Genomic DNA, 19133 nt, shown 5'->3' with positions numbered 1-19133 from the left:
CTCATTGGCCACGGCTGCTAAAGCTGTGCAGGGCTTTTTCGATGCACTGCGCGGTTTTGCCGAAGGCTTGTACGGTGATGTCGGCGAACGGCCCGCCGCCCTGATCGGCAACGACGATCATGATCACCCGGCCGTTATTCACCAGTGAGCGCAGGAATAAGTGCTCCCCGCGAAACAGCGTGCGCAGGCTCGCCGGTAACAAGGCCGAGAATTGCGCGTTGTTCTCCGGCGAGATCCGCACCTGCGCCTGCTGAGCGAGCAGGCGTTGCAGGACTTTGCTCTGGCTGACGACAAAACTCAGCGCCGCCGCATCCTTCGGCAAACCGGCGGTCTGGTGCACGCGCAGGGTCGTGTGTGTGCGGTCGGCCATCAGAATCATCACCCGGCGCATGCCGCTCGCCACCAGTGCCTCGCGGGCGGCGACGGTCAGGCTCATGGCATTGGTGAAGCGGCTGGGCTCGGCGAGCAGTTCGGCGCATTGCCGACGCCACTGGCTCAGATCATCCGCATTCGGCGCTGCGGCCGGAAGCATGCCGGCCGGCAACCGGCGAGTGCCCCACGGCCAGATCAGTGAAACCGCCGGGTGCCACAAATCAGGCATCGCATGTTGACGCGCACTGTTCGCCGCTTGCTGGTGCAACTGTTGCTGCACTTCGTCCATGGAAATCTGCAGATACAGGCTGGTCAGGTACTGCCAGCGTTTGCTGTGCGGACTGTCCCAGGCCTGTTGCGCCGACAGCGCCAGCCCATTGGCGAGCAGCACGGTATTCGCCGGCTGATTGAGCCAGCGCCGCAGTGTCGGGTCGTCGTCGAGACGATTCTGCTGGCGCAGCGGGTGTTCGCTGTCGCGGGCGATGCGCAGCACTTTGACCAGTTCGCGTTGTTCGCTGAGCAGCAATTTGTAGCCTTGCTCGACCCAGATCGGCAGATGCCAGGCCTGGACCAGTGCCTCGGCAATTTTCAACAGGCGCACGCCGAACAACTGCTTTTCGACGACCCCCGCCGATTCGCCCTTGTGGATAACTCGCAGTTCCCATTCTTCGAGCAACTGCGGATAGGTCAGTGCCAACGGCCACAGCGGCGACAAAAACAGCAAGCTGCCCCAGTGGATGTCCTGCCACAGTCGCGCCAGGCGACTGGCAAAAAAACCGTTGGCCTGCTGTGTCGCGTGTTGGCTGATCAGCTGCAATTGGCGCAAGGCCTTGGGGATCTGCCGGTGCGGTTCGGCGGGCAGGCGCGCGAGCAATTCTTCGGTGCGCGCAAGGCCCAGACGATTGATTGCCACTTCGAGATTTTCCGCTGGCGCGGCCATGGTGCCGTGGGTGTGACGATTCGCCTCACGGATGATGCTCAAGGCCAGCGCCGGGCTGTCCTGCATCAGATCGGCGATGTCGCGCAGCGAGCTGCGGTTGTCGCGGATCGCTCGGCAGACTTTGTCGTGAGCCTCTTGTGGTACGGGCAGGAGGACGCTGTCGAGCAGCTTGACCCAGCCGTCGAGGGTGGTCGGTTTTGCGTGTGGGACGTTCGTTTCATTAGCCATGTCTGGACGAGATCTTCACTGACTGTAGACGCGCCCTACATGGGCTAAATTGGCTTTTCGCCTGAACTGGCTATAGTCTGGCGCAGTTTTGCCGATAAGTAGAAGAAGAGATTTTTTAACTTCCGAATATGACCTTGAACCCGACTTAAACAAGTACCTTCTACCTATGGCTAAAATTATCGGCATCATCGTCGTATTCGCGAGCGTGCTCGGCGGATACGTGCTCTCCCACGGCAAGATTGCCGCCCTGATCCAGCCTTTCGAGGTGATGATCATCGGCGGTGCGGCCCTCGGCGCGTTCCTCCAGGCCAACCCCGGTTACATGACGATGCACGTGCTCAAGAAATCCCTGAGCATGTTCGGTTCGCGCTTCACCCATACCTTCTACCTGGAGGTGCTCGGGCTGATCTACGAGATCCTCAACAAGAGCCGCCGCGAAGGCATGATGGCGATCGAAGGCGACATCGAAGATGCCGCCGCGAGCCCGATCTTCGCCAAGTACCCGGCGGTGCTCAAGGATGAACGCATGACCGCGTTCGTCTGCGATTACCTGCGCATCATGTCCTCCGGCAACATGGCTCCGCACGAACTCGAAGGCCTGTTCGACATGGAGCTGTACAGCCTCAAGGAAGACCTCGAGCACCCATCGCACGCCGTCAACGGCATCGCCGACGGCATGCCCGGTTTCGGTATCGTTGCGGCGGTACTCGGTATCGTGGTGACCATGGCCTCGCTGGGCGAGGGTGACCAGGCGTCGATCGGTCTGCACGTGGGTGCGGCACTGGTCGGTACGTTCTTCGGTATCCTCGCGGCGTACGGTTTCTTCGGTCCGCTGGCGCATTCCCTGGCCCACGATGCCAAGGAAGAGCTCAACGTCTACGAAGCCATCAAGGCCTCGCTGGTGGCTTCGGCGTCCGGCATGCCGCCGTCGCTGGCGGTCGAGTTCGGGCGCAAGGTTCTATATCCGGCGCACCGTCCAAGCTTCGCCGAGCTGGAACAAGCGGTTCGCGGTCGCTAAGTCATGGAAAATAATCAGCCGATCATCGTCAAGCGCGTCAAGCGCATTGCCGCCGGGCACCACGGCGGGGCGTGGAAAATCGCCTTCGCCGACTTTGCCACGGCGATGATGGCGTTCTTCCTGGTGCTGTGGCTGCTGTCCACCGCCACGCCGGAACAGAAGATCGCCATCGCCGGTTATTTCAAGGACCCGGTCGGCTTCTCCGAAAGCGGCACGCCGTACATCATCGATCTGGGTGGTACACCGACCCTGGCGCCGGAAAACACTCTCAACCCTGAAGTGAAGTCGCAGCCGCAACCGGACAAGGTCACGGTCGACACCGAACAGGTTGAAGGCATGGCCGAGCAGGTCGAGAAGGAGCGTCTCGAACTGCTGCTGCAAGAACTGCAGAACAAGGTCGACGAAAATCCGCAACTGCAGAAATTCAAGGATCAGATCCTTTTCGAAATCACCCCGAACGGCCTGCGCATCCAGATCATGGATGCCGAGAACCGGCCGATGTTCGACTCCGGTTCCGCACGCCTGAAGCCGTACTTCGAAGACATCCTGCTGGCCATGGCCGACACCATCAAAGCGGTGCCGAACAAGATCAGCATCAGCGGCCACACCGACGCCAAGCCGTACATCGGCACTGGCGATTACGGCAACTGGGAGCTGTCGGCCAACCGTGCCAACGCGGCTCGCCGTGCTCTGGTCGCGGGCAGCTATCCGGATGCGCAGGTCGCGCGGGTGGTCGGTTATGCCTCGTCGGCGTTGTTCGATCGGGAAAACCCGTTCAACCCGGTCAACCGCCGGATCGACATTGTCGTGCTGACCAAGAAAGCCCAGGCTGCCATAGAAGGTGCGCAGGGTCCTGAGGCGGCGAAACCGGCAGATCAGGGGCAGAACGGTGCTGCTCCGGCAGCCCCGGTTGATCCGAATGCGCTGCCGGCGGACAAACAGCCAGTGCCAGCGCATGAGTTGCGCGAGCGCTTGAATCTGTTTGACGATGCGGCGCCGAAACCGGCTGAGCCGGGGAGTGCAGCACCAGCACCTGCGCCGAAGCAGTAAGTGAAAAAAAGCCGACAGTGATGTCGGCTTTTTTGTGGCTATCGGTTCATGCCCCTGACCATTTTCTTAGCGTTGCTAAAATAATCGGGGACAGGCCGGCACAGTCTCAGAATCCCCGACGAATCCGGTTCTTCAACTGTTCATGAAACATCTCCGCATCGCGCTTGTAAGCCCCTTTGACCGATTCGCTGATCGAATCCAGCGCCATCGACCGCTTGTTCGACACCTCATCACGATACGCATCGATAAAGAAATCCAGATCGCTGGCCGTGCTCAGCTTCGGCCACTTGTCCAGATAGATCGGCAATTGCGCCGGCCCGGTCTTGAAGGTGCAGATCCGCCGATTGCTGATCGTCGCCTCGCCAATTTCGAACGGCACCCACCAGGACTGCGCAGTCTTCTCCGATACCACCGCCAGCAGATGCGTGCACTCGGTGATGTTGCGGGTAATGACCCCGGTGATGTCGTCGGTGGTCTGCGATTCCGGATCCAGCACGTCGAGGTAAGTCCTGATTTTCGCCTGGGTCAGGCGGGTGTTGATGGCGATCGCATGGGCGCGATCCATGTGGCGATAGCTGATAAAGACTGGCATCAGAAATGTCCTTTGAGGGCGAGTTCGCGGTAATAGGCGCCGAGTGCCGTGAGGCGGCAGCCGGTGGAGTTGAGGGCGGCGTAGTACATGTGCTCGGCGTCGACCGGCTCGATCAGGCTGTGACGATTGCACTTCTGCAACTGGGCGAAGACCTCGCCGTGCTTGGGCACGAATGCCTTCTCGGTGGGTTCGTAGCTGGGGTCGAGCGGGAAGACCGATTCGGCTTCGGCGAACCAGTCCGGCAATTTGCGCAGGATGTCCTTGGGGATCAGCGGCGAGACTTCGCGCAGGGAAATGAACTGCGAAACATTGGTCTTGAACACCGGGCGCTGTTCCCACGGTCCGAGGGCGTTGTCGACGAAGGAGTACAGGCTGCCGGGGGTGATTTTGCCGAGGATATTCGCCGCGCCGCCATGCAGCGCTTGCAGGAGCAGGCCGGTGAACACACCGTGCTGCGCGCCCTCCAGCGCGGGCTCGGCTTTTTTGCAGGCGGTGAGAATGGTCATGCCCTCGCCGACCATACTGCTCTCGCTGCGCAAGGCGCGCACTTCGCCGGCCGAACCGCTTTCGCAGCAGTCGAGGATGATCACTTTGTTTTTGATCCGGGTGGCCTTGTCCGCCCAGTTGAGGATGTCGCTGATGCGGATGCCGTCCTTGGCGTTACGGTAGTCCTGCGCGATCAACATGCCTTCGTCAGTGTCGGCGTCGAAACTGCCATGGCCGGCGAAATACAGCAGGGCGACGTTGCAGTCACCGGAAAACAACTCGCGGATCTGGTCTTCGAGTTTTTGCCGGCTCAGATAATCCTCGGCGGACGTCAACAAGACATTCTTGAAGTTGGGATCGCCGTTGGCGTTGGTTTTCAGCACCGAAGCCATGGCCATGGCGTCGTTGCAGCAACCGCTCAGCCCGGAAATATGGGCATAGTCATTGATGCCGATAAACAGTGCCTTGCGCATGGTTACACCACCGTGGGCAGGCGGATCGTGCCGAAGTCGGTGCAGCAAGACGAATGGATGAAGAACAAAACGCAGGTTTGCATGGCTTTCCTCGAGTGTCGCTGTGAGCGAAGGAGGAAACGAATGTAGGCCGCTGGCGCGGGCCTACAAGGTCTGCGCGGCAAAACAGAAATGTCCTGCAAGCAGGCGCGCAAAATCCTACAGACGAGGCTGATGTTTAAGGAGGAGGGGCGTGAGTCAGATGCAGTCCGACAATCGGCAGCCCATCGTGCAGGGCTGCCGGCGTGGCTGTTTAATAGCCGTTTTCAGGCAGGCTGGCGATGATCGAGCGATAGCTGTTCATGCGTTGCTGCTGGATGCGCCCGTCTTCCAGCGCCTTGAGCAGCGCGCAACCCGGTTCGCGGTCGTGCTTGCAGTCGCGGAAACGGCAAGTGCCGAGCAGGTCGTCGAACTCGATGAAACCGGCTTCGACGTCGGCGCGGCTGACGTGGCCCAGACCGAATTCCCGGATGCCCGGGGAGTCGATCAGTTCACCGCCGCCGGGGAAGTGGAACAGCCGCGCGGTGGTGGTGGTGTGCGTGCCCTGACCGGACAGCTCGGACAACGGCCCGACACGGGTATCGACTTCCGGCAACAAACTGTTGACCAGCGACGACTTGCCGACGCCGGACTGGCCGACGAATACGCTGATGCGCCCGTCGAGCTGCTTTTGCAGTTGCTCCATGCCGTCGCCGTGGTGGGCCGAGACTTCCAGCACCGGATAACCCAGCGTGCGGTACACCGCCAGCAAGGCGTTCAGCGCCGGGGCGTTCTGCTCGTCGATCAGATCGAATTTGTTCAGCAGCAGAAGCGGGCGGATGCCGGCGTGTTCAGCGGCGACCAGGTAGCGGTCGATCAGGTTGGCGTGCGGCTCGGGCAGCGGCGCGAAGACGATGACGATCATGTCGACGTTGGCGGCAACCGGCTTGAGCTGGCCACGGCTGTCGGGACGGCACAGTTCGGTGCTGCGCGGCAGTTGCGCGACGATTACGCCAATGCCTTGGTTGCCGGCGCGCCAGACCACTTTGTCGCCGGTGACCAGCGCCGGCAGGTTGGCGCGCAAGTGGCAGCGGAACACTTGACCGGCGAGTTCGCCGTCAACAGCTTCGACTTCTACCTGCACACCGAAGTGGGCGATCACCAGGCCGTGCTGCTCAGGGCCGAGGTCGCCGCCCTCAAGGGCTTCGACCGCCGAGGACTCGCGTTTGGCGGCGCGTGCGGCGCGCTCGCCCTGAATCTTTTCGATGCGCCAGTTTTGACGACGATTGAGTTGGCGTTTGGCCATGGGTGTTCCGTCTGAAGAATGCAGCGATTAGGTAAAACGGCCGCGAGTTTAGCACGCCCGGCTACCGGCCTAGGCTAAACTGCGCAGCATTGCCTAGGAGCCCGAATATGCAAAACCCGCAGAACCTGATCTGGATCGACCTGGAAATGACCGGTCTGGACCCGGACAACGACGTCATCATCGAAATGGCCACCATCGTCACTGACAGTGAGCTGAATACATTGGCCGAGGGCCCGGTGATCGCCATCCATCACAGCGACGAAGTACTCGCGCGCATGGACGAGTGGAATACCCGCACCCACGGCAATTCCGGCCTGACCCAGCGTGTTCGTGACAGCCGCATCAGCATGGCCGAAGCCGAGGGGCAAACCATCGCCTTCCTCGAGAAGTGGGTGCCGAAGGGCAAATCGCCGATCTGCGGCAACAGCATCTGCCAGGACCGTCGCTTCCTTTATACCCACATGAAGGCACTGGAAAGCTACTTCCACTATCGCAACCTCGACGTCTCCACGCTCAAAGAGCTGGCCGCGCGCTGGGCGCCGGATGTGCGTGACAGCTTCAAGAAGGGCAGCACCCACCTGGCGCTGGATGACATCCGCGAATCGATTGCCGAGCTGCAGCACTACCGCAAGCACTTCATCAAGTTCTGACGCGATCCCTGTGCAGGAGCTGCCGCAGGCTGCGATCTTTTGATCTCTGTTTCGAATCTGAAAAAGCAGAATCAGAAGATCGCAGCCTTCGGCGGCTCCTGCAGGGAGTTGTGTTTGCTGAGGCGCCCTCTTCTGGTGCGGCGCTGAAATGGCTAGACTGCGCGCCTTCCTGCCTGGACTGCCATCATGTTGCTGATGCTCTATCTGATCGCCATCACCGCCGAAGCCATGACTGGCGCGCTGTCCGCAGGACGACGCGGCATGGATTGGTTTGGCGTGGTGCTGATCGCCTGCATCACCGCGCTCGGTGGCGGTTCAGTGCGCGACGTGCTGCTCGGGCACTACCCGCTGACCTGGGTCAAACACCCGGAGTATCTGGTGCTGACGTCGGTGGCGGCGATGTTCACCGTGTTCACCGCACGCTGGATGCGCCACTTGCGCTCGCTGTTTCTGGTACTCGACGCGGTGGGCCTGGTGGCATTCACCTTGATCGGTTGCATGACCGCTCTGGAGATGGGCCACGGTATGCTGGTGGCGTCGGTCAGCGGTGTGATCACCGGCGTCTTTGGCGGCATTCTTCGCGATATCTTCTGCAACGATATTCCGTTGATTTTTCGTCGCGAACTTTACGCCAGCGTCTCGTTTGCCGCTGCGTGGTGCTACATGTTGTGTCTTTATCTGAATGTGCCGGGTGAACAAGCCATTCTGATCACTTTGTTTGGCGGATTCTTGTTGCGTCTGCTGGCCATTCGTTTTCATTGGGAAATGCCGAAGTTCGTCTATAACGACGAACATTGACCGCGGTGGCGGTACTTTGAATGTAGTGCGGCGAAGCCAGGTTTTTCGCTGGCGACCGGCGTGCGTATATTCTTACATTTTGCTCTTTGATATTTCCCTGCCAAGAATGTAGTTTTTTTTGCTGACATATTCCCTATGTCGATAAAAATCATTCTTTTTAAGGATCTGCATTATGAGTGAAAGCATGGACGCTACAAATAATCACCAAATTACTGCGCCTGTTCTTGCGGGCCTTGCCAGTTTTAAAGTCAAGTTCGATGCCAGTGATAATGCCCAGAGCAGGGCACTTTTCGCTAACGGTCGAATGCAGGTAAAAGTTCAAGTACTCGTTTCCGGAGTCAATGCTGACGGCGAAGCCATGCATGTTCCGGCAGATGTGATGGAGAGTATCGAGCTCATTCATTACGCCACCGGCAAGACTTTGCGCGACGGCTGGGCTGCAAGCAACGTGCAGGGTCGATTCACCGTCGAGGCCCGATCCGCAATGTCTGTCGGGGAGATAGCTGATGATATGGAGGATGACAGCGTTCACCCTCAGGTTCGCACATTCTGGGTGTCCTCATCGAGCGCCGGACCGACTCAGATCGGTGCTCGACTGTTTCTGGACGGCGAGAGAATTCTCAGCAACGGAACCACACTCTCCAGTGTCCATGACAGCAGTGTAACTATCGAAGCAGAAACTCCTGCGACATATTCTGTTGATGGTGTGTTTCGGTTGTATCAAACCAGGGTTGGCAATGAGTCGCCCGGCAATCGAATCTGGAAGTACCATTTAGGCCTCTATCCGGGCGGGAAGCAGATCAGGCTGGTTGACTGGATTGTAGAGGGCGTAAAAGAGGGCGAAAATCATAATTTTGCCGGCGGTAACCGTCTTAATGAAATAAAAACGAATTATATGGACTGCATTTTTGTACGCCCCGAAAAGTCCAATATCACTGTAACGTTGCCTGTTAATGGCGATCCGTTTGTATACACCTTTACCAGAGATGCGCAAACATGGAGTCATAAGCATTATAAAGTAATAACTCAGAGCGACGGAGAATTGACTATCGTGCAGGCGCTATCCGAATATTCGGAAAATACTACAGCGCGGAAATATGGAGGCGTACTTTTCTTCATCGCCATCGATGAATACGGTACCGAGCATAAATTGTCGATTCGTGCGGATTTTTACGAGCGAGATTTGTATCTTCAACGAGGCTGAGCCTGATCATTCCCCCGATGCAATGTCGGCGGATGCAATAAAAGTATATGCGTTGGACATTGCGTCTGTAGATAAGCTGCCATGTCCAATTATCAGGATGCGCGCCACCTGCGTTTTCTGATGTCTCGCGTTGGCCCCGCAGCAATGAGCGGCCAACGCAACCACTCCTCAAGGATGAGCATTCATGACTGGCAAACCGCCAAAGAGCAAACCTGTATCTGCCCCAACCAAACCATTCGATCCTGGAGTGGAACGCCCCCGCCCGCTGTCGTCCTCGCCTTCAACGGTAGCGCATCTGCCTGACGCACACGGTCAGGAACTGTCGTCCTTTTCGCCAGATTCGACGGCAATGACGCCCGTCATCAGCGTGAGCACGAGTCCGATATTTTCTGCAATTGACCAGTTCGCAAGGAGCCCGGCAAAAAACTCGCTGGAGAATTATTGGATACCCACACCAAAAAGTCTCGACGAAGCCGGTGCGCCGGGAATCATGTTTTTCAAACAGCGACAGTATGTGGCCGTCGCCGATGGCCGTCTCGTTCAAGTGATTCGGGATGCCGAGAGCGGCCTGTTTCGTGTCACGCATGCCAGTGAGCTGCATCCTTCCGGTCCGCTGTTGAGGCCGGATAGCGAGGGTCGGTTCTGGCTTCCTCTGGAAAATGGCGATTGGCACAATCGTTCTTCAAGCACCTATTCGGAACACAGCCAGATAGCGGAACTGTTTCTGCGATCAGGCCATTCGGTGGATGATTTCTCCTCGCTCACTATCAAACGTGCTCTTGCAACGAGCGGTGTGGGCGCAATGCTCATACACGATTCGCCCATTCACCCTGTCGCTATGGCGTTGATGACGGACACGCTCAGGCGCTTTAACCTCGATTCGGGCATCCAGCGATTCATCACCCAAATGCACAATCCCGATCCGTCCGTACGCTGGCAGGCGGACCCACAATGGCAGGCTTTGCTGTCGTCAGGGGAAGGCGAGCTGGTCGAGCACGATGGCAAAAGGCACGGAGCTTTGCTCTTCGAGCGGAGTGAGCGGGCGTTTGAACTCGACTGCGATGAAAACACATTGCAGATGCGTCGGATTTTTCCTTACCTGCCCAAGACAATCGCTCAGGCATTGTGGCGAGAGGCCAGTGCCGCCGACCATCTGCATTTGCGTCTGCGGCCTGGGATGCCGAGGCACATGGCAGAAAAGACCCTGATGGCGCTGCGCGAAGTGCGTGTTGCCAGGGCCTGCGAAGGAATATATCTGGAGTCGGCATCCAGTCTGGACAGTGATTTGCTGGCGTTGCTGATGATCGGGCGGCTCGAGAAGTGGCCGCAAGAGGTTCGTATCGAAATTCATCAGGATATGTCGGACGGCAAACCCTTGAGTGCCACCGGTGATGCAGGGTCGCAGGTGCATTACACACTGACGCGTCAGTTGGAAGGCTATGTGATCCGCGGCAGCAACATACCGACACCCGAAGGACCGATGGATCTGTATTCGGCAGTCTGGCGTCTGTTGCAGCCCGGGCAACGCCAATTGCTCGATGTGGCGCAGGGCGGTGGCATGGCTCTACAACGGCTGATACGTGCACAGCCATTGCCGTCGCGCCAAAGCGTGAGCAAGTTGTTAGGGGAGGAGCCATTGCCAGTTGACTTCATCTCCAGCGCTGCATTGCACGGGCAAGGGGGGCAGCTGCTGGGCGGTGGCGACAATAATCGGCAATCGACAAAGTCCGCTGCGGAGCGTGTAAAAGCACTTTATCCGCAGCTTTCGGATGAGCAGGTGACGTCGTTTGTCACCGAGCGCTTGCAGAGTGACCCATCGGCAATACTGGCCCGTCTGGAAAAAGAGTTCGCGACATTGCGTAATGAACTGACGATATGGAGCGCCGATGGGGCGGTACTTCAGTCGCGGACCGCTGGACCCGAAAACGCGCCGCCACCCACCGTGCAACGCCAGGCTCGAGAGCGGTTCAGCGCTAAGTTGCAGGATATCTGGCAGCGCAAGTCGGATTCCAGATGGGGGGAGGGAGACGATCAGTTTTCCTACTATGTCGATTTTCCGGGAGAGTTACCAAGGTTGTCCGGTCGGTTTGAGTACGTAACAGAGTTGCTATTGACCGCAAATGAACCGGGCGCACGGATAGGTGCGTTTCTTGACAGCTTTCCCAATATCCAGTCTTTGGGAATATTTGGCATTCAAATCGAGGAATTTCCGTCAGGAATATTTCAAATGCGCCAGTTAACCAAGCTTACCCTGGACGGCTGCTCCCTTACTCTTTCCGACGTCACCGCTGAAGGGTTGTCCAGAATCGAAACGCTTACCCGGTTGAATCTGGCAAACAACCCTCTGACAGTTGCTCCGCATGTAGGCCACATGGCTGGTTTAACCGGATTGATGCTGAGCAACGCAAATCTGTCCAGCCTTCCTTCAGGCATGGATGCGCTCAGAAAACTGGCTGTCGTGGCCTTGCATGATAATCATATTTCCGACGTGGGATTTGAACTGTTCGAGATTCCGGATACACAGAACCTGTTCGTTGGTTTGTTGAATAACCCGCTGAGTGAGGCATCGCGGCAACGAATCAATCAGTTTCTCGAGAATTCCAGTATGGACCGCAAGATGGAAATACAGACGCAGGAGGAAGTTCCTGATTTCGACTCCGATAGTGAGTCCTCGGAAAGCGGGTTCTCGACAGGGTCAGACAGTGACTGAATGTTGGTGGAAGTAACGAATCCTTGGTTTTTATAACATATACAGACAAGAGTAAGCGCTCATGACGTCCCCTTCTGATTCTATGGATTCGAGATCAGGAGGGGAGAAAGTTTCTGGAGTGCTGGAATCAAAGGGGCAGAAAAGATGTTGTTTTTATTTCTTGTCGTGGCGCTGGGTTTCTTCCATTTGTGAACATTTGTGTGAGTGGGTGACAGAGATGTTGAATTATTACCTCCTCACAATTTGTCGAAGGTTTCGACTGTTTTAATTAAAGTTGAGCCTCAATACTTTGCTGCGTCCTTAAAGGGGAAAATCTGTCAAACAGCAAGGTATCGTAAAATGATTGATGAACAAGTTGGTATATCCCGCATCGAGGTTAAGCTCGACTCCACAAACTCTGGCCACCACAAAGTGCTCTATGCCAACGGTCGTATGCAGGTGCGTGTGTTGGTGCTTCTGCACGGGATTGATAACAATGGGGACGGCGCATCACTGCATGGACACCCTGCCCTGCAGTCGCTGCGCCTGATCGCCTATCACGGTGCGCGTCCTCTGGAGGGTGACTGGAGTGTAACGGTGCAGGAAAATCGTTACGCTCACGAAATGACGGGTGGTGCAACTCGGCTGACTGAAGTCCCGCGCGTCACGGACAACCGGGTAAGCAACGTCTCTGATCCGGTACAGATTTTTCAATTCTGGGTTTCGGCATCCAGGCCTGGAATCATGGAAGTGGCCGCCGAGATTGTAATGGACGGCGTGGTACTGCGTAGCAATGGAATTGGTTTCGATAGCAGTGTTACGCTGGAGGCAGTTCCGCCGAAAAAATATAACCGGAACAGCTTTTCTCTTTATAAGTTCGGTGCGTTCAGGGAGCTGGTTTACGAGGAGCGAATTCAAATCTTCCATGTCGGGCTCCAAGCTGACGGCCGTCAGATCAACTTGCTGGATTGGTACAGCAACGACATAGCGCTTAATCCATATGACGCCGATGATGCGGTAATGGTCTACTCGTCAGGAACAATTAACCACTACAGTGGCGGCGGCAGGAGTTTTTACGGCTATCTGGCCCCCATCTATGGGCAATCCGCTTCGATCCATACTCGTCACGGTTATGTTAATTTCCGGATCAATGATGTGCCCGGTGTGCTGACTCTTGTGCAACGCACTACTTTACAGACAGAGGAAAAACCGGGAAATGAAGGCGCGTTCGAACTTGCGGTTATTGATGAATTCGGTACAGAGCACTGGCTTGCTATTGAGGGTGACATAGAGCAGCGAACTTTTATCTTGGGCGAATCGAAGCGGTCAACAAAACAATTCTCCTGATATGGATTTTTTGTGGCCAGCGATTTTCACTGGCCGACTTGATCGTTTCAACTCTAGATGGAAAAGGGAGATTTTTTCTATGGAAAGTAATTCATCCACCGCTGTTCATTCAAACGCTTTCAACTTCGGTGAATTTGTTTCGGGAGGCGTCGATCCCCGCACGGGCATGTACACCTGCGCTTTTTCGTTGGGGAAGTTGCACTCGGCGGATCTCAATGGTCCTGAGTTCGCGTTTTCACTGGGCTTTAATCCGCTCAATCAGGTGGATGTCGGTTTCGGTATTGGCTGGTCGCTGACCATGACCAGTTATGATTTGCAGAGCAAAGTCATGACCTTGTCCAACGGTGAACGCTACAAGGCTGTCGAGACGTCTAGCGGTTTGAAGTTCAAGGAAATGAAACTGCAAACAGCGAAGGTATTGGTAACTGGGCCAGGGCGTTATGAAGTTCGATACAAGGATGGTCGGCGCGAGTTGCTGAAAGTCCAGGTCGGCAGTCATTTCGCCGTCGCGGAAAAAATAATCGCAGCGAACGGTGTCAGCGTTACGCTGAAGCACGAGTCCTTCAACGGATTCCCCAGGTTGACCGAAGTCAGCGATACCAAGCGCTGCCTCTTGAGAGTCATACGCAAGGCAGGCCAGGTGATATTCACCCGGCATCCCGACACTGCTTCCAGTTCCAGCTACAAATTGATCTTGAAAAACGCTCGGGTGACGGCGATCGAGCTACCGGTCGGTAAAGGTTGGGATCTGGAATATGAGGTCATTCACGGGGCCAGCTATCTGCACCGCCTCGTCAATCCATTGCGCGGCGTAGAAATTATTCGCTACAAGCGCCAGGGTCATCGTTTCGTAAGTGGCGTTGAGCGGACACTGCCGTTTGTCATCGCTCATGATATTTACCCGGGGCGCGGCCAGCCCAAGCTCTGCAAAACGTACGAGTACTCCGATCATAACTTTCTCGGCCAAGGGCTATCGCCGGCCAGTGACAGTGACGGTGATCCTCTCTACCAGGCCCCCGGCTACTACGTGTACACCTCGGATGAGAAGTGGGTGGTAAAAGGTAAGGTTCACACGCGCATCAAACGCACCTACAACAAGTTTCATCTTCTGGTCGCAGAGACGACCACCTGTGGCGACGCGCAGATCGAAGCCATCACCGAGTATCACTGCTCCGTCACCAAGCCATTCAATGACCAAGTGGCTCAGTTCCGCATGCCGAAGGTGCATTCGGTGACGTACCTTGATCGGCGCACCCAGCAAAAACGGCTGGAAACTACGGTCACCGAGTTCGATAACGAAGGCAACCTGGTCAAGCAGGTCGAGCCAAACGGGATCACGACTTCGACCGAATTCTATCCGGCAAGTGGTGGAGACAATTGCCCGGAGGATCCGCTGGGTTTCTCCAGGTTCCCGAGTAAGAGGACGGTTACTGCGGCCGCGTCGGATGGTACTTCGACTGTCACCTACTATGACTATGCGCTGCACACTGCGCTGGAGGGGGCGGAGCTGGGATCCGTGTTACCGGTCACTGAGCGTTTTTTCGAAGTTGTGGAAGGTGTTGAGCTACTGCGTTCGAAAACCCAACGCAGTTATCTGGACCTGCCCAAGGACCCGCTCAAGCACGGGGCTACGAAAGAGCAAAGTTTCATCCTGAATGAAAAAAAAACCTCTACCGAATTCACCTATGAGCTTGAGGGTGACGGATTGCGGGTCAAGTCCAGCACCCGCGGATTTGACGGGACGGTGCAGACCAGTGAGAAAGTGCTTTCGACGCTGACTGGATTACTGGTGTCGGAAACAGGTGTCGATGGCGAGCGTATCGAGCATGAATACGATGCGATCGGCCGGGCAGTGTGCAAAACGGTCGCTTCGGGCACCCCTTATGCGGCTGCTACCCGTTGGGCCTATCTGGCCGCCAACAGACAGCAACCGGCGACAATGGTGACCACCGATCCAGGCGGGGGTGAGCAAAGAGTGAGCTATGACGGCCTGGAGCGGATCATCACCGTTCAGGAAAAGGACTGCGACCATCCCGACAAGGACGGTCTCATCCAGGCTCGCACACTTTATTCTGCCCTGTATGATTCGGTCGGTCACAAGGTGAACGTGACGCTGACCGATTGGCGCGATAACAAGCCTTATCCGGTCAGCACCCGCTACGAGTTCGATTCCTGGGGTCAGGTCAGCAAGACGCTGCATGCCGATGGGCGTATTGAACATAGTGAGGCGAATCCGGTCCTTCGCCAGCACAGCCATTGGCTTCAGGGCATGGGCAAGACACTCACCCTGATCAATGACTTCGGCAAGCCGTTGAGTGTCGAGAGCTTCAATCTGAAGAACAAGAGTCTCGGCAAAACCGTTTACACCTATGACGGTTACGGACGCACGACCAGCCAGACAGATCCTGTCGGCAATACCAGGAAATATGAGTACGACGTTTTCGACCGGATGATCCGCAGTGTTATGCCCGACGGCAGTAAGGTCGTAACCGACTACGCGGAGCATAGTGATGAAGGGCTTGCGATCGACATCAAGGTCGGTGACAAAGTGTTGGGCCAGCAGACTTATGATGGTTTGGGTCGTTTGATCCAAAGTACCGTTGGCGGACGAAAGTCTGAGGCTGGTTATGAAGCGGGCTTCACTCAGCCACAGTGGCACAAGAGTGCTGATGGCAAAAAAACCGAGTTCACTTATTTGCGCGATCTGGGCGGTTTACTGACTGAGCGCAAGGCGGGAGAAGAGGTCACGACACTGACTTACGACCCCGTCAGTGGCAATCCCTTGACCTGTACCGAAAGCGGCAGGACACGCAGCTTTGCCTATCACCCTTCCGGGCGCCTGAAATCTGAAACGACGACCTTCGGCGCTGTCATGAAAGCAACATCCAGTACCTGGTCCCTGCAGGGGCGACCGATCACCCACGTTGATGTGCTCGGTACCGACAACAGATCTGAATACGATGAGTTCGGCCGCCTTCTATCCGCCTCGCAAGGGTCGCTGAAAACCGAGTTCCACTACGACGCCCAGACGGGAATGCTGGAGTGGACGAAAACCGAAGACACGTCGATCAAGCGTCATATGATCACCCGGTTCGTCTACGACGATATCGGTCGTGAAACCCGGCGTACATTCGAGAGTCAGGGCCAGCCTGACCAGACGCTGCAATCGACTTACACGCTTGCCGGCAAGCTGGCGCAGAAAGTCTCCAGGCGCGGCACGCAGATTTTGCGTGATGAGCAATTCACCTACGATGTGCGCGGGCGTCTGATCCAGTACGACTGTGCCGGCACTCAAAAGCCCCGCGATCCGTATGGCAAGGAAATCGTCCAGCAGACCTTCACCTTCGATGCGCTGGACAACATTCTTACGGTGCAGACGAAGTTCCCGCTGGGCGTGAATCTGACCACGTTCAGTTATGACAATCCCGATCCTGTACAGCTCAGCGCAGTCAAACATTCCCATGTCGACTATCCACCGGCAGTGACACTGGAATACGACGCCAACGGCAGGATGATCAAGGACGACCAGGCGCGAACGCTGGCCTATGACGCGTTCGGACGTCTTGAGCAATTGTCCGACGCAGGGGGATCAGTAATCCGTGGCTACCATTACGACGGTCTCGACGATCTGGTTGAACTGTCGCAACCCGAAAAGGCGACTGTGCAGCGTTATTACCACGCAGGCCGGGTCGCCAATGAGGTGAGTGGTGAAAATTCATCCAGTGTCGTGCGTCACGGTGGCGCGCTTGTGGGGCAGCGGCAACTCGGTTTGAACGCCAGCGCTTTGCTGTTTGGCACCGACCAACAGCAAAGCGTGCTGGCAACACTGGGTAAGGAGGAGCACCTCACCGATTGCGCCTACAGTCCTTATGGGCACCGTCCTGCCGAAGGCGGATTGTTCAGCCTGGCGGGGTTCAACGGCGAACAGCTGGATCCGGTTACCGGGCTGTATCTGCTGGGCAACGGTTACCGGGCCTATAGCCCGACACTGATGCGTTTTCTTTCCCCCGATAGCATGAGTCCGTTCGGTGCGGGCGGATTGAATGCCTACAGTTATTGCCTGGGCGACCCTGTCAATCGGGTTGACCCTACCGGGCATGTCTCCTGGCAATCGATCCTCGGCATCGGCCTCAGTATTCTCGGGATTGTTGCCAGCGTGGTGACGATGGGCGCGGCGACGCCATGGGCAGTGGCGGCATTGGGGCTGGCGGTTACTTCAGGCCTGGCGGGTATTGCCAGCGAGGTGGTCAATGAGCTGGCACCGGGTTCTCAGGCGGGCGAGATATTGGGCTGGATCAGCTTTGGTCTCGGGCTGGCTTCGCTCGGTGCAGGTTTGGCGGCGGGTGCAAAAGCTGCTGTGAATGCGGGCAGGAAGATGGCTTCAGCTTTTAGCAAAGGGCTCAGTGGCAGGGGGGCAGGCAAAGCGGGGCAACATTTAAAGAAGGGTGGAAAAGGCGCAAGGGCCGCGGCCAAAAAAGCCCAGGCGCCCGTGGAGGAAGTCACGGAGAGACCTTGGCAATTAATCAGGCCCGATCCAGAAAGCTACCTCTATGCCACTCATAAGACGATGGCCGACGAATTCTTCGGGTACGTGGAAAGCGATATGTCCCCCCTCCAGGCAGCCAGGAAATCCAGGATGTATTACGAGGAATTCGGCGCAGCCGGTGATGGAAGAAAAGTAACGCATGTTTTTTTCGCAGCCTCGAAAGGACGTGGGGAGCGTATTTATCTTCTAGAGGACAGTAAACAGAGAGTTTGCAAAGTCCTGCGGGCGGGTGGCCATTGGTCCGACGGGGAGACCAACGCAATAATGAGATCGGCGAAAAATATGGTTACAACGCGCACATGAGCACTGTGAATACTTCGCCTGCCCGTTATGGGTGTGAAGGTCTGGAGTGCTGCTCCAGCGCCCACTCCACATGCTCTCTAACCAACTCTGACGGATAATCCCGTCGCGCCTTCAGCGCTTCCAGCACCGGAATCGTTGAAGGCGCATTCCCCAGCCCCACCGCGAGATTGCGCAACCAGCGCTCATAGCCGGCGCGCCGCAACGGCGAGCCTTCAGTGCTGCTTAGAAACTTCTCTTCATCCCACATGAACAGTGCAGCCAGCTCGGCATTATCGAGATTGTGCCGGGGCGTGAAATCGCTTTCTCCAGTCGGCCGGGCGAAACGGTTCCATGGGCAGACGATCTGGCAGTCATCACAGCCGAACACACGATTGCCGATCAGCGGCCGCAACTCTTCGGGGATGGCGGTCTTCAGCTCAATGGTCAGATAGGAAATGCAACGCCGGGCGTCCAGCACATAGGGGCCGACGAACGCATTGGTCGGGCAGATATCCAGACACGCGGTGCAGCGCCCGCAATGTTCGGTGCTGTGCGGCTCGTCCACCGGCAGCGGCAGATCGACGAACAGTTCACTGAGGAAGAAATAACTGCCGGCCTTGCGGTTGAGCACCAGGGTGTTTTTGCCGATCCAGCCCAGCCCCGCCTGTTCGGCGATGGCTTTTTCCAGCACCGGCGCGCTATCGACGAAGGCGCGAAAACCGAACGGGCCGATCTGCGCCTGAATCCTGTCGGCCAATTGTTGAACACGTTTACGGATCAATTTGTGGTAATCGCGGCCCAAGGCATAACGCGATACGTAAGCCTTTTCCGGTTCAGCCAGGCGTTTGGCCATTTCGGTATCGCCCGGCAGGTAGTCCATACGCAGCGAGACCACGCGCAACGTACCCGGCACCAACTCTTCGGGATGCGAGCGTTTGCTGCCGTGGGCGCCCATGTAGTCCATGTCGCCGTGGTAGCCGGCCTCGAGCCAGCGCTGTAGATGCTGCTCGTGTTCGGCCAGGTCCAGACCGCTGATGCCGACTTGCTGGAAGCCCAGCTCGCGGCCCCAATCCTTGATCGATTGGGCGAGGGCGGGCAGGTCTGTGGTGATGGCGGACATGAGGCGAGAGAAAC

At 57.0% G+C, this 19133-nt stretch carries 13 protein-coding genes; 8 read left to right on the top strand and 5 right to left on the bottom strand.

Features of this window, described 5'->3' with window-relative positions; all coding sequences use genetic code 11:
* Position 1: 1 nt before the first annotated feature.
* A complete protein-coding gene (locus ACMYUN_RS12025; protein WP_415763801.1) occupies positions 2-1540 on the bottom strand; it encodes an HDOD domain-containing protein in 1539 nt (512 codons plus the stop codon).
* A gap of 166 nt (positions 1541-1706) precedes the next feature.
* Between ACMYUN_RS12025 and motA the strand changes: the two genes are divergently transcribed.
* Both motA and motB read left to right on the top strand, forming a co-directional pair.
* On the top strand, positions 1707-2558 hold the full coding sequence (gene motA, locus ACMYUN_RS12020; protein WP_024011357.1) for a flagellar motor stator protein MotA: 852 nt from the start codon (positions 1707-1709) through the stop codon (positions 2556-2558).
* 3 nt (positions 2559-2561) lie between these two features.
* Entirely contained in the window at positions 2562-3608 is a 1047-nt protein-coding gene (gene motB, locus ACMYUN_RS12015; RefSeq protein WP_039756828.1) for a flagellar motor protein MotB, read from the top strand.
* Between the two features lie 106 nt (positions 3609-3714).
* Here the strand turns inward: motB and ACMYUN_RS12010 are convergent, their stop codons facing one another.
* From ACMYUN_RS12010 to rsgA, 3 genes are all read right to left on the bottom strand, one after another.
* Positions 3715-4200, bottom strand: coding sequence for a toll/interleukin-1 receptor domain-containing protein (locus ACMYUN_RS12010; RefSeq protein WP_016771960.1), 486 nt, complete (start codon positions 4198-4200; stop codon positions 3715-3717).
* On the bottom strand, positions 4200-5159 hold the full coding sequence (locus tag ACMYUN_RS12005) for a caspase family protein (RefSeq protein ID WP_415763800.1): 960 nt from the start codon (positions 5157-5159) through the stop codon (positions 4200-4202). Before ACMYUN_RS12005 ends, ACMYUN_RS12010 begins: the two co-directional genes overlap by 1 nt.
* A 292-nt stretch (positions 5160-5451) precedes the next feature.
* Positions 5452-6483, bottom strand: a complete 1032-nt coding sequence (gene rsgA, locus ACMYUN_RS12000; RefSeq protein WP_212615157.1) for a small ribosomal subunit biogenesis GTPase RsgA — start codon at positions 6481-6483, stop codon at positions 5452-5454.
* Between the two features lie 107 nt (positions 6484-6590).
* Between rsgA and orn the strand changes: the two genes are divergently transcribed.
* From orn to ACMYUN_RS11970, 6 genes are all read left to right on the top strand, one after another.
* On the top strand, positions 6591-7133 hold the full coding sequence (gene orn / locus ACMYUN_RS11995; protein WP_310403964.1) for an oligoribonuclease: 543 nt from the start codon (positions 6591-6593) through the stop codon (positions 7131-7133).
* 183 nt (positions 7134-7316) lie between these two features.
* Positions 7317-7931: a trimeric intracellular cation channel family protein gene (locus ACMYUN_RS11990; RefSeq protein WP_186547712.1), complete on the top strand. Its 615-nt coding sequence runs from the start codon at positions 7317-7319 to the stop codon at positions 7929-7931.
* A 172-nt stretch (positions 7932-8103) separates the two neighbouring features.
* Entirely contained in the window at positions 8104-9135 is a 1032-nt protein-coding gene (locus ACMYUN_RS11985; RefSeq protein ID WP_415763799.1) for a hypothetical protein, read from the top strand.
* 184 nt (positions 9136-9319) lie between these two features.
* On the top strand, positions 9320-11845 hold the full coding sequence (locus ACMYUN_RS11980; RefSeq protein WP_415763798.1) for a hypothetical protein: 2526 nt from the start codon (positions 9320-9322) through the stop codon (positions 11843-11845).
* A 339-nt stretch (positions 11846-12184) separates the two neighbouring features.
* Positions 12185-13171, top strand: coding sequence for a hypothetical protein (locus ACMYUN_RS11975; RefSeq protein WP_415763797.1), 987 nt, complete (start codon positions 12185-12187; stop codon positions 13169-13171).
* A 79-nt stretch (positions 13172-13250) separates the two neighbouring features.
* The gene (locus ACMYUN_RS11970) at positions 13251-18020 is read left to right on the top strand and encodes an RHS repeat-associated core domain-containing protein (RefSeq protein ID WP_415763796.1); all 4770 of its coding nucleotides are present in this window, start codon (positions 13251-13253) and stop codon (positions 18018-18020) included.
* A gap of 25 nt (positions 18021-18045) precedes the next feature.
* Here ACMYUN_RS11970 and queG read toward each other — a convergent pair whose 3' ends face one another.
* A complete protein-coding gene (queG, locus tag ACMYUN_RS11965; protein WP_415763795.1) occupies positions 18046-19119 on the bottom strand; it encodes a tRNA epoxyqueuosine(34) reductase QueG in 1074 nt (357 codons plus the stop codon).
* Positions 19120-19133 lie beyond the last annotated feature (14 nt).

It is taken from the genome of Pseudomonas sp. CP4, from assembly GCF_047758505.1.
In the GTDB taxonomy this organism is placed as follows: Bacteria; Pseudomonadota; Gammaproteobacteria; order Pseudomonadales; family Pseudomonadaceae; genus Aquipseudomonas; species Aquipseudomonas fluorescens_AO.
This window is presented reverse-complemented; position numbering and strand designations above follow the sequence as displayed.

Bases quoted from the DNA above. Each gene is read 5' to 3' on its own strand.
- ACMYUN_RS12025 (WP_415763801.1), bottom strand. From the start codon at position 1,540: ATGGCTAATGAAACGAACGTCCCACACGCAAAACCGACCACCCTCGAC.
- motA (WP_024011357.1), top strand. From the start codon at position 1,707: ATGGCTAAAATTATCGGCATCATCGTCGTATTCGCGAGCGTGCTCGGC.
- motB (WP_039756828.1), top strand. From the start codon at position 2,562: ATGGAAAATAATCAGCCGATCATCGTCAAGCGCGTCAAGCGCATTGCC.
- ACMYUN_RS12010 (WP_016771960.1), bottom strand. From the start codon at position 4,200: ATGCCAGTCTTTATCAGCTATCGCCACATGGATCGCGCCCATGCGATC.
- ACMYUN_RS12005 (WP_415763800.1), bottom strand. From the start codon at position 5,159: ATGCGCAAGGCACTGTTTATCGGCATCAATGACTATGCCCATATTTCC.
- rsgA (WP_212615157.1), bottom strand. From the start codon at position 6,483: ATGGCCAAACGCCAACTCAATCGTCGTCAAAACTGGCGCATCGAAAAG.
- orn (WP_310403964.1), top strand. From the start codon at position 6,591: ATGCAAAACCCGCAGAACCTGATCTGGATCGACCTGGAAATGACCGGT.
- ACMYUN_RS11985 (WP_415763799.1), top strand. From the start codon at position 8,104: ATGAGTGAAAGCATGGACGCTACAAATAATCACCAAATTACTGCGCCT.
- ACMYUN_RS11980 (WP_415763798.1), top strand. From the start codon at position 9,320: ATGACTGGCAAACCGCCAAAGAGCAAACCTGTATCTGCCCCAACCAAA.
- ACMYUN_RS11975 (WP_415763797.1), top strand. From the start codon at position 12,185: ATGATTGATGAACAAGTTGGTATATCCCGCATCGAGGTTAAGCTCGAC.
- ACMYUN_RS11970 (WP_415763796.1), top strand. From the start codon at position 13,251: ATGGAAAGTAATTCATCCACCGCTGTTCATTCAAACGCTTTCAACTTC.
- queG (WP_415763795.1), bottom strand. From the start codon at position 19,119: ATGTCCGCCATCACCACAGACCTGCCCGCCCTCGCCCAATCGATCAAG.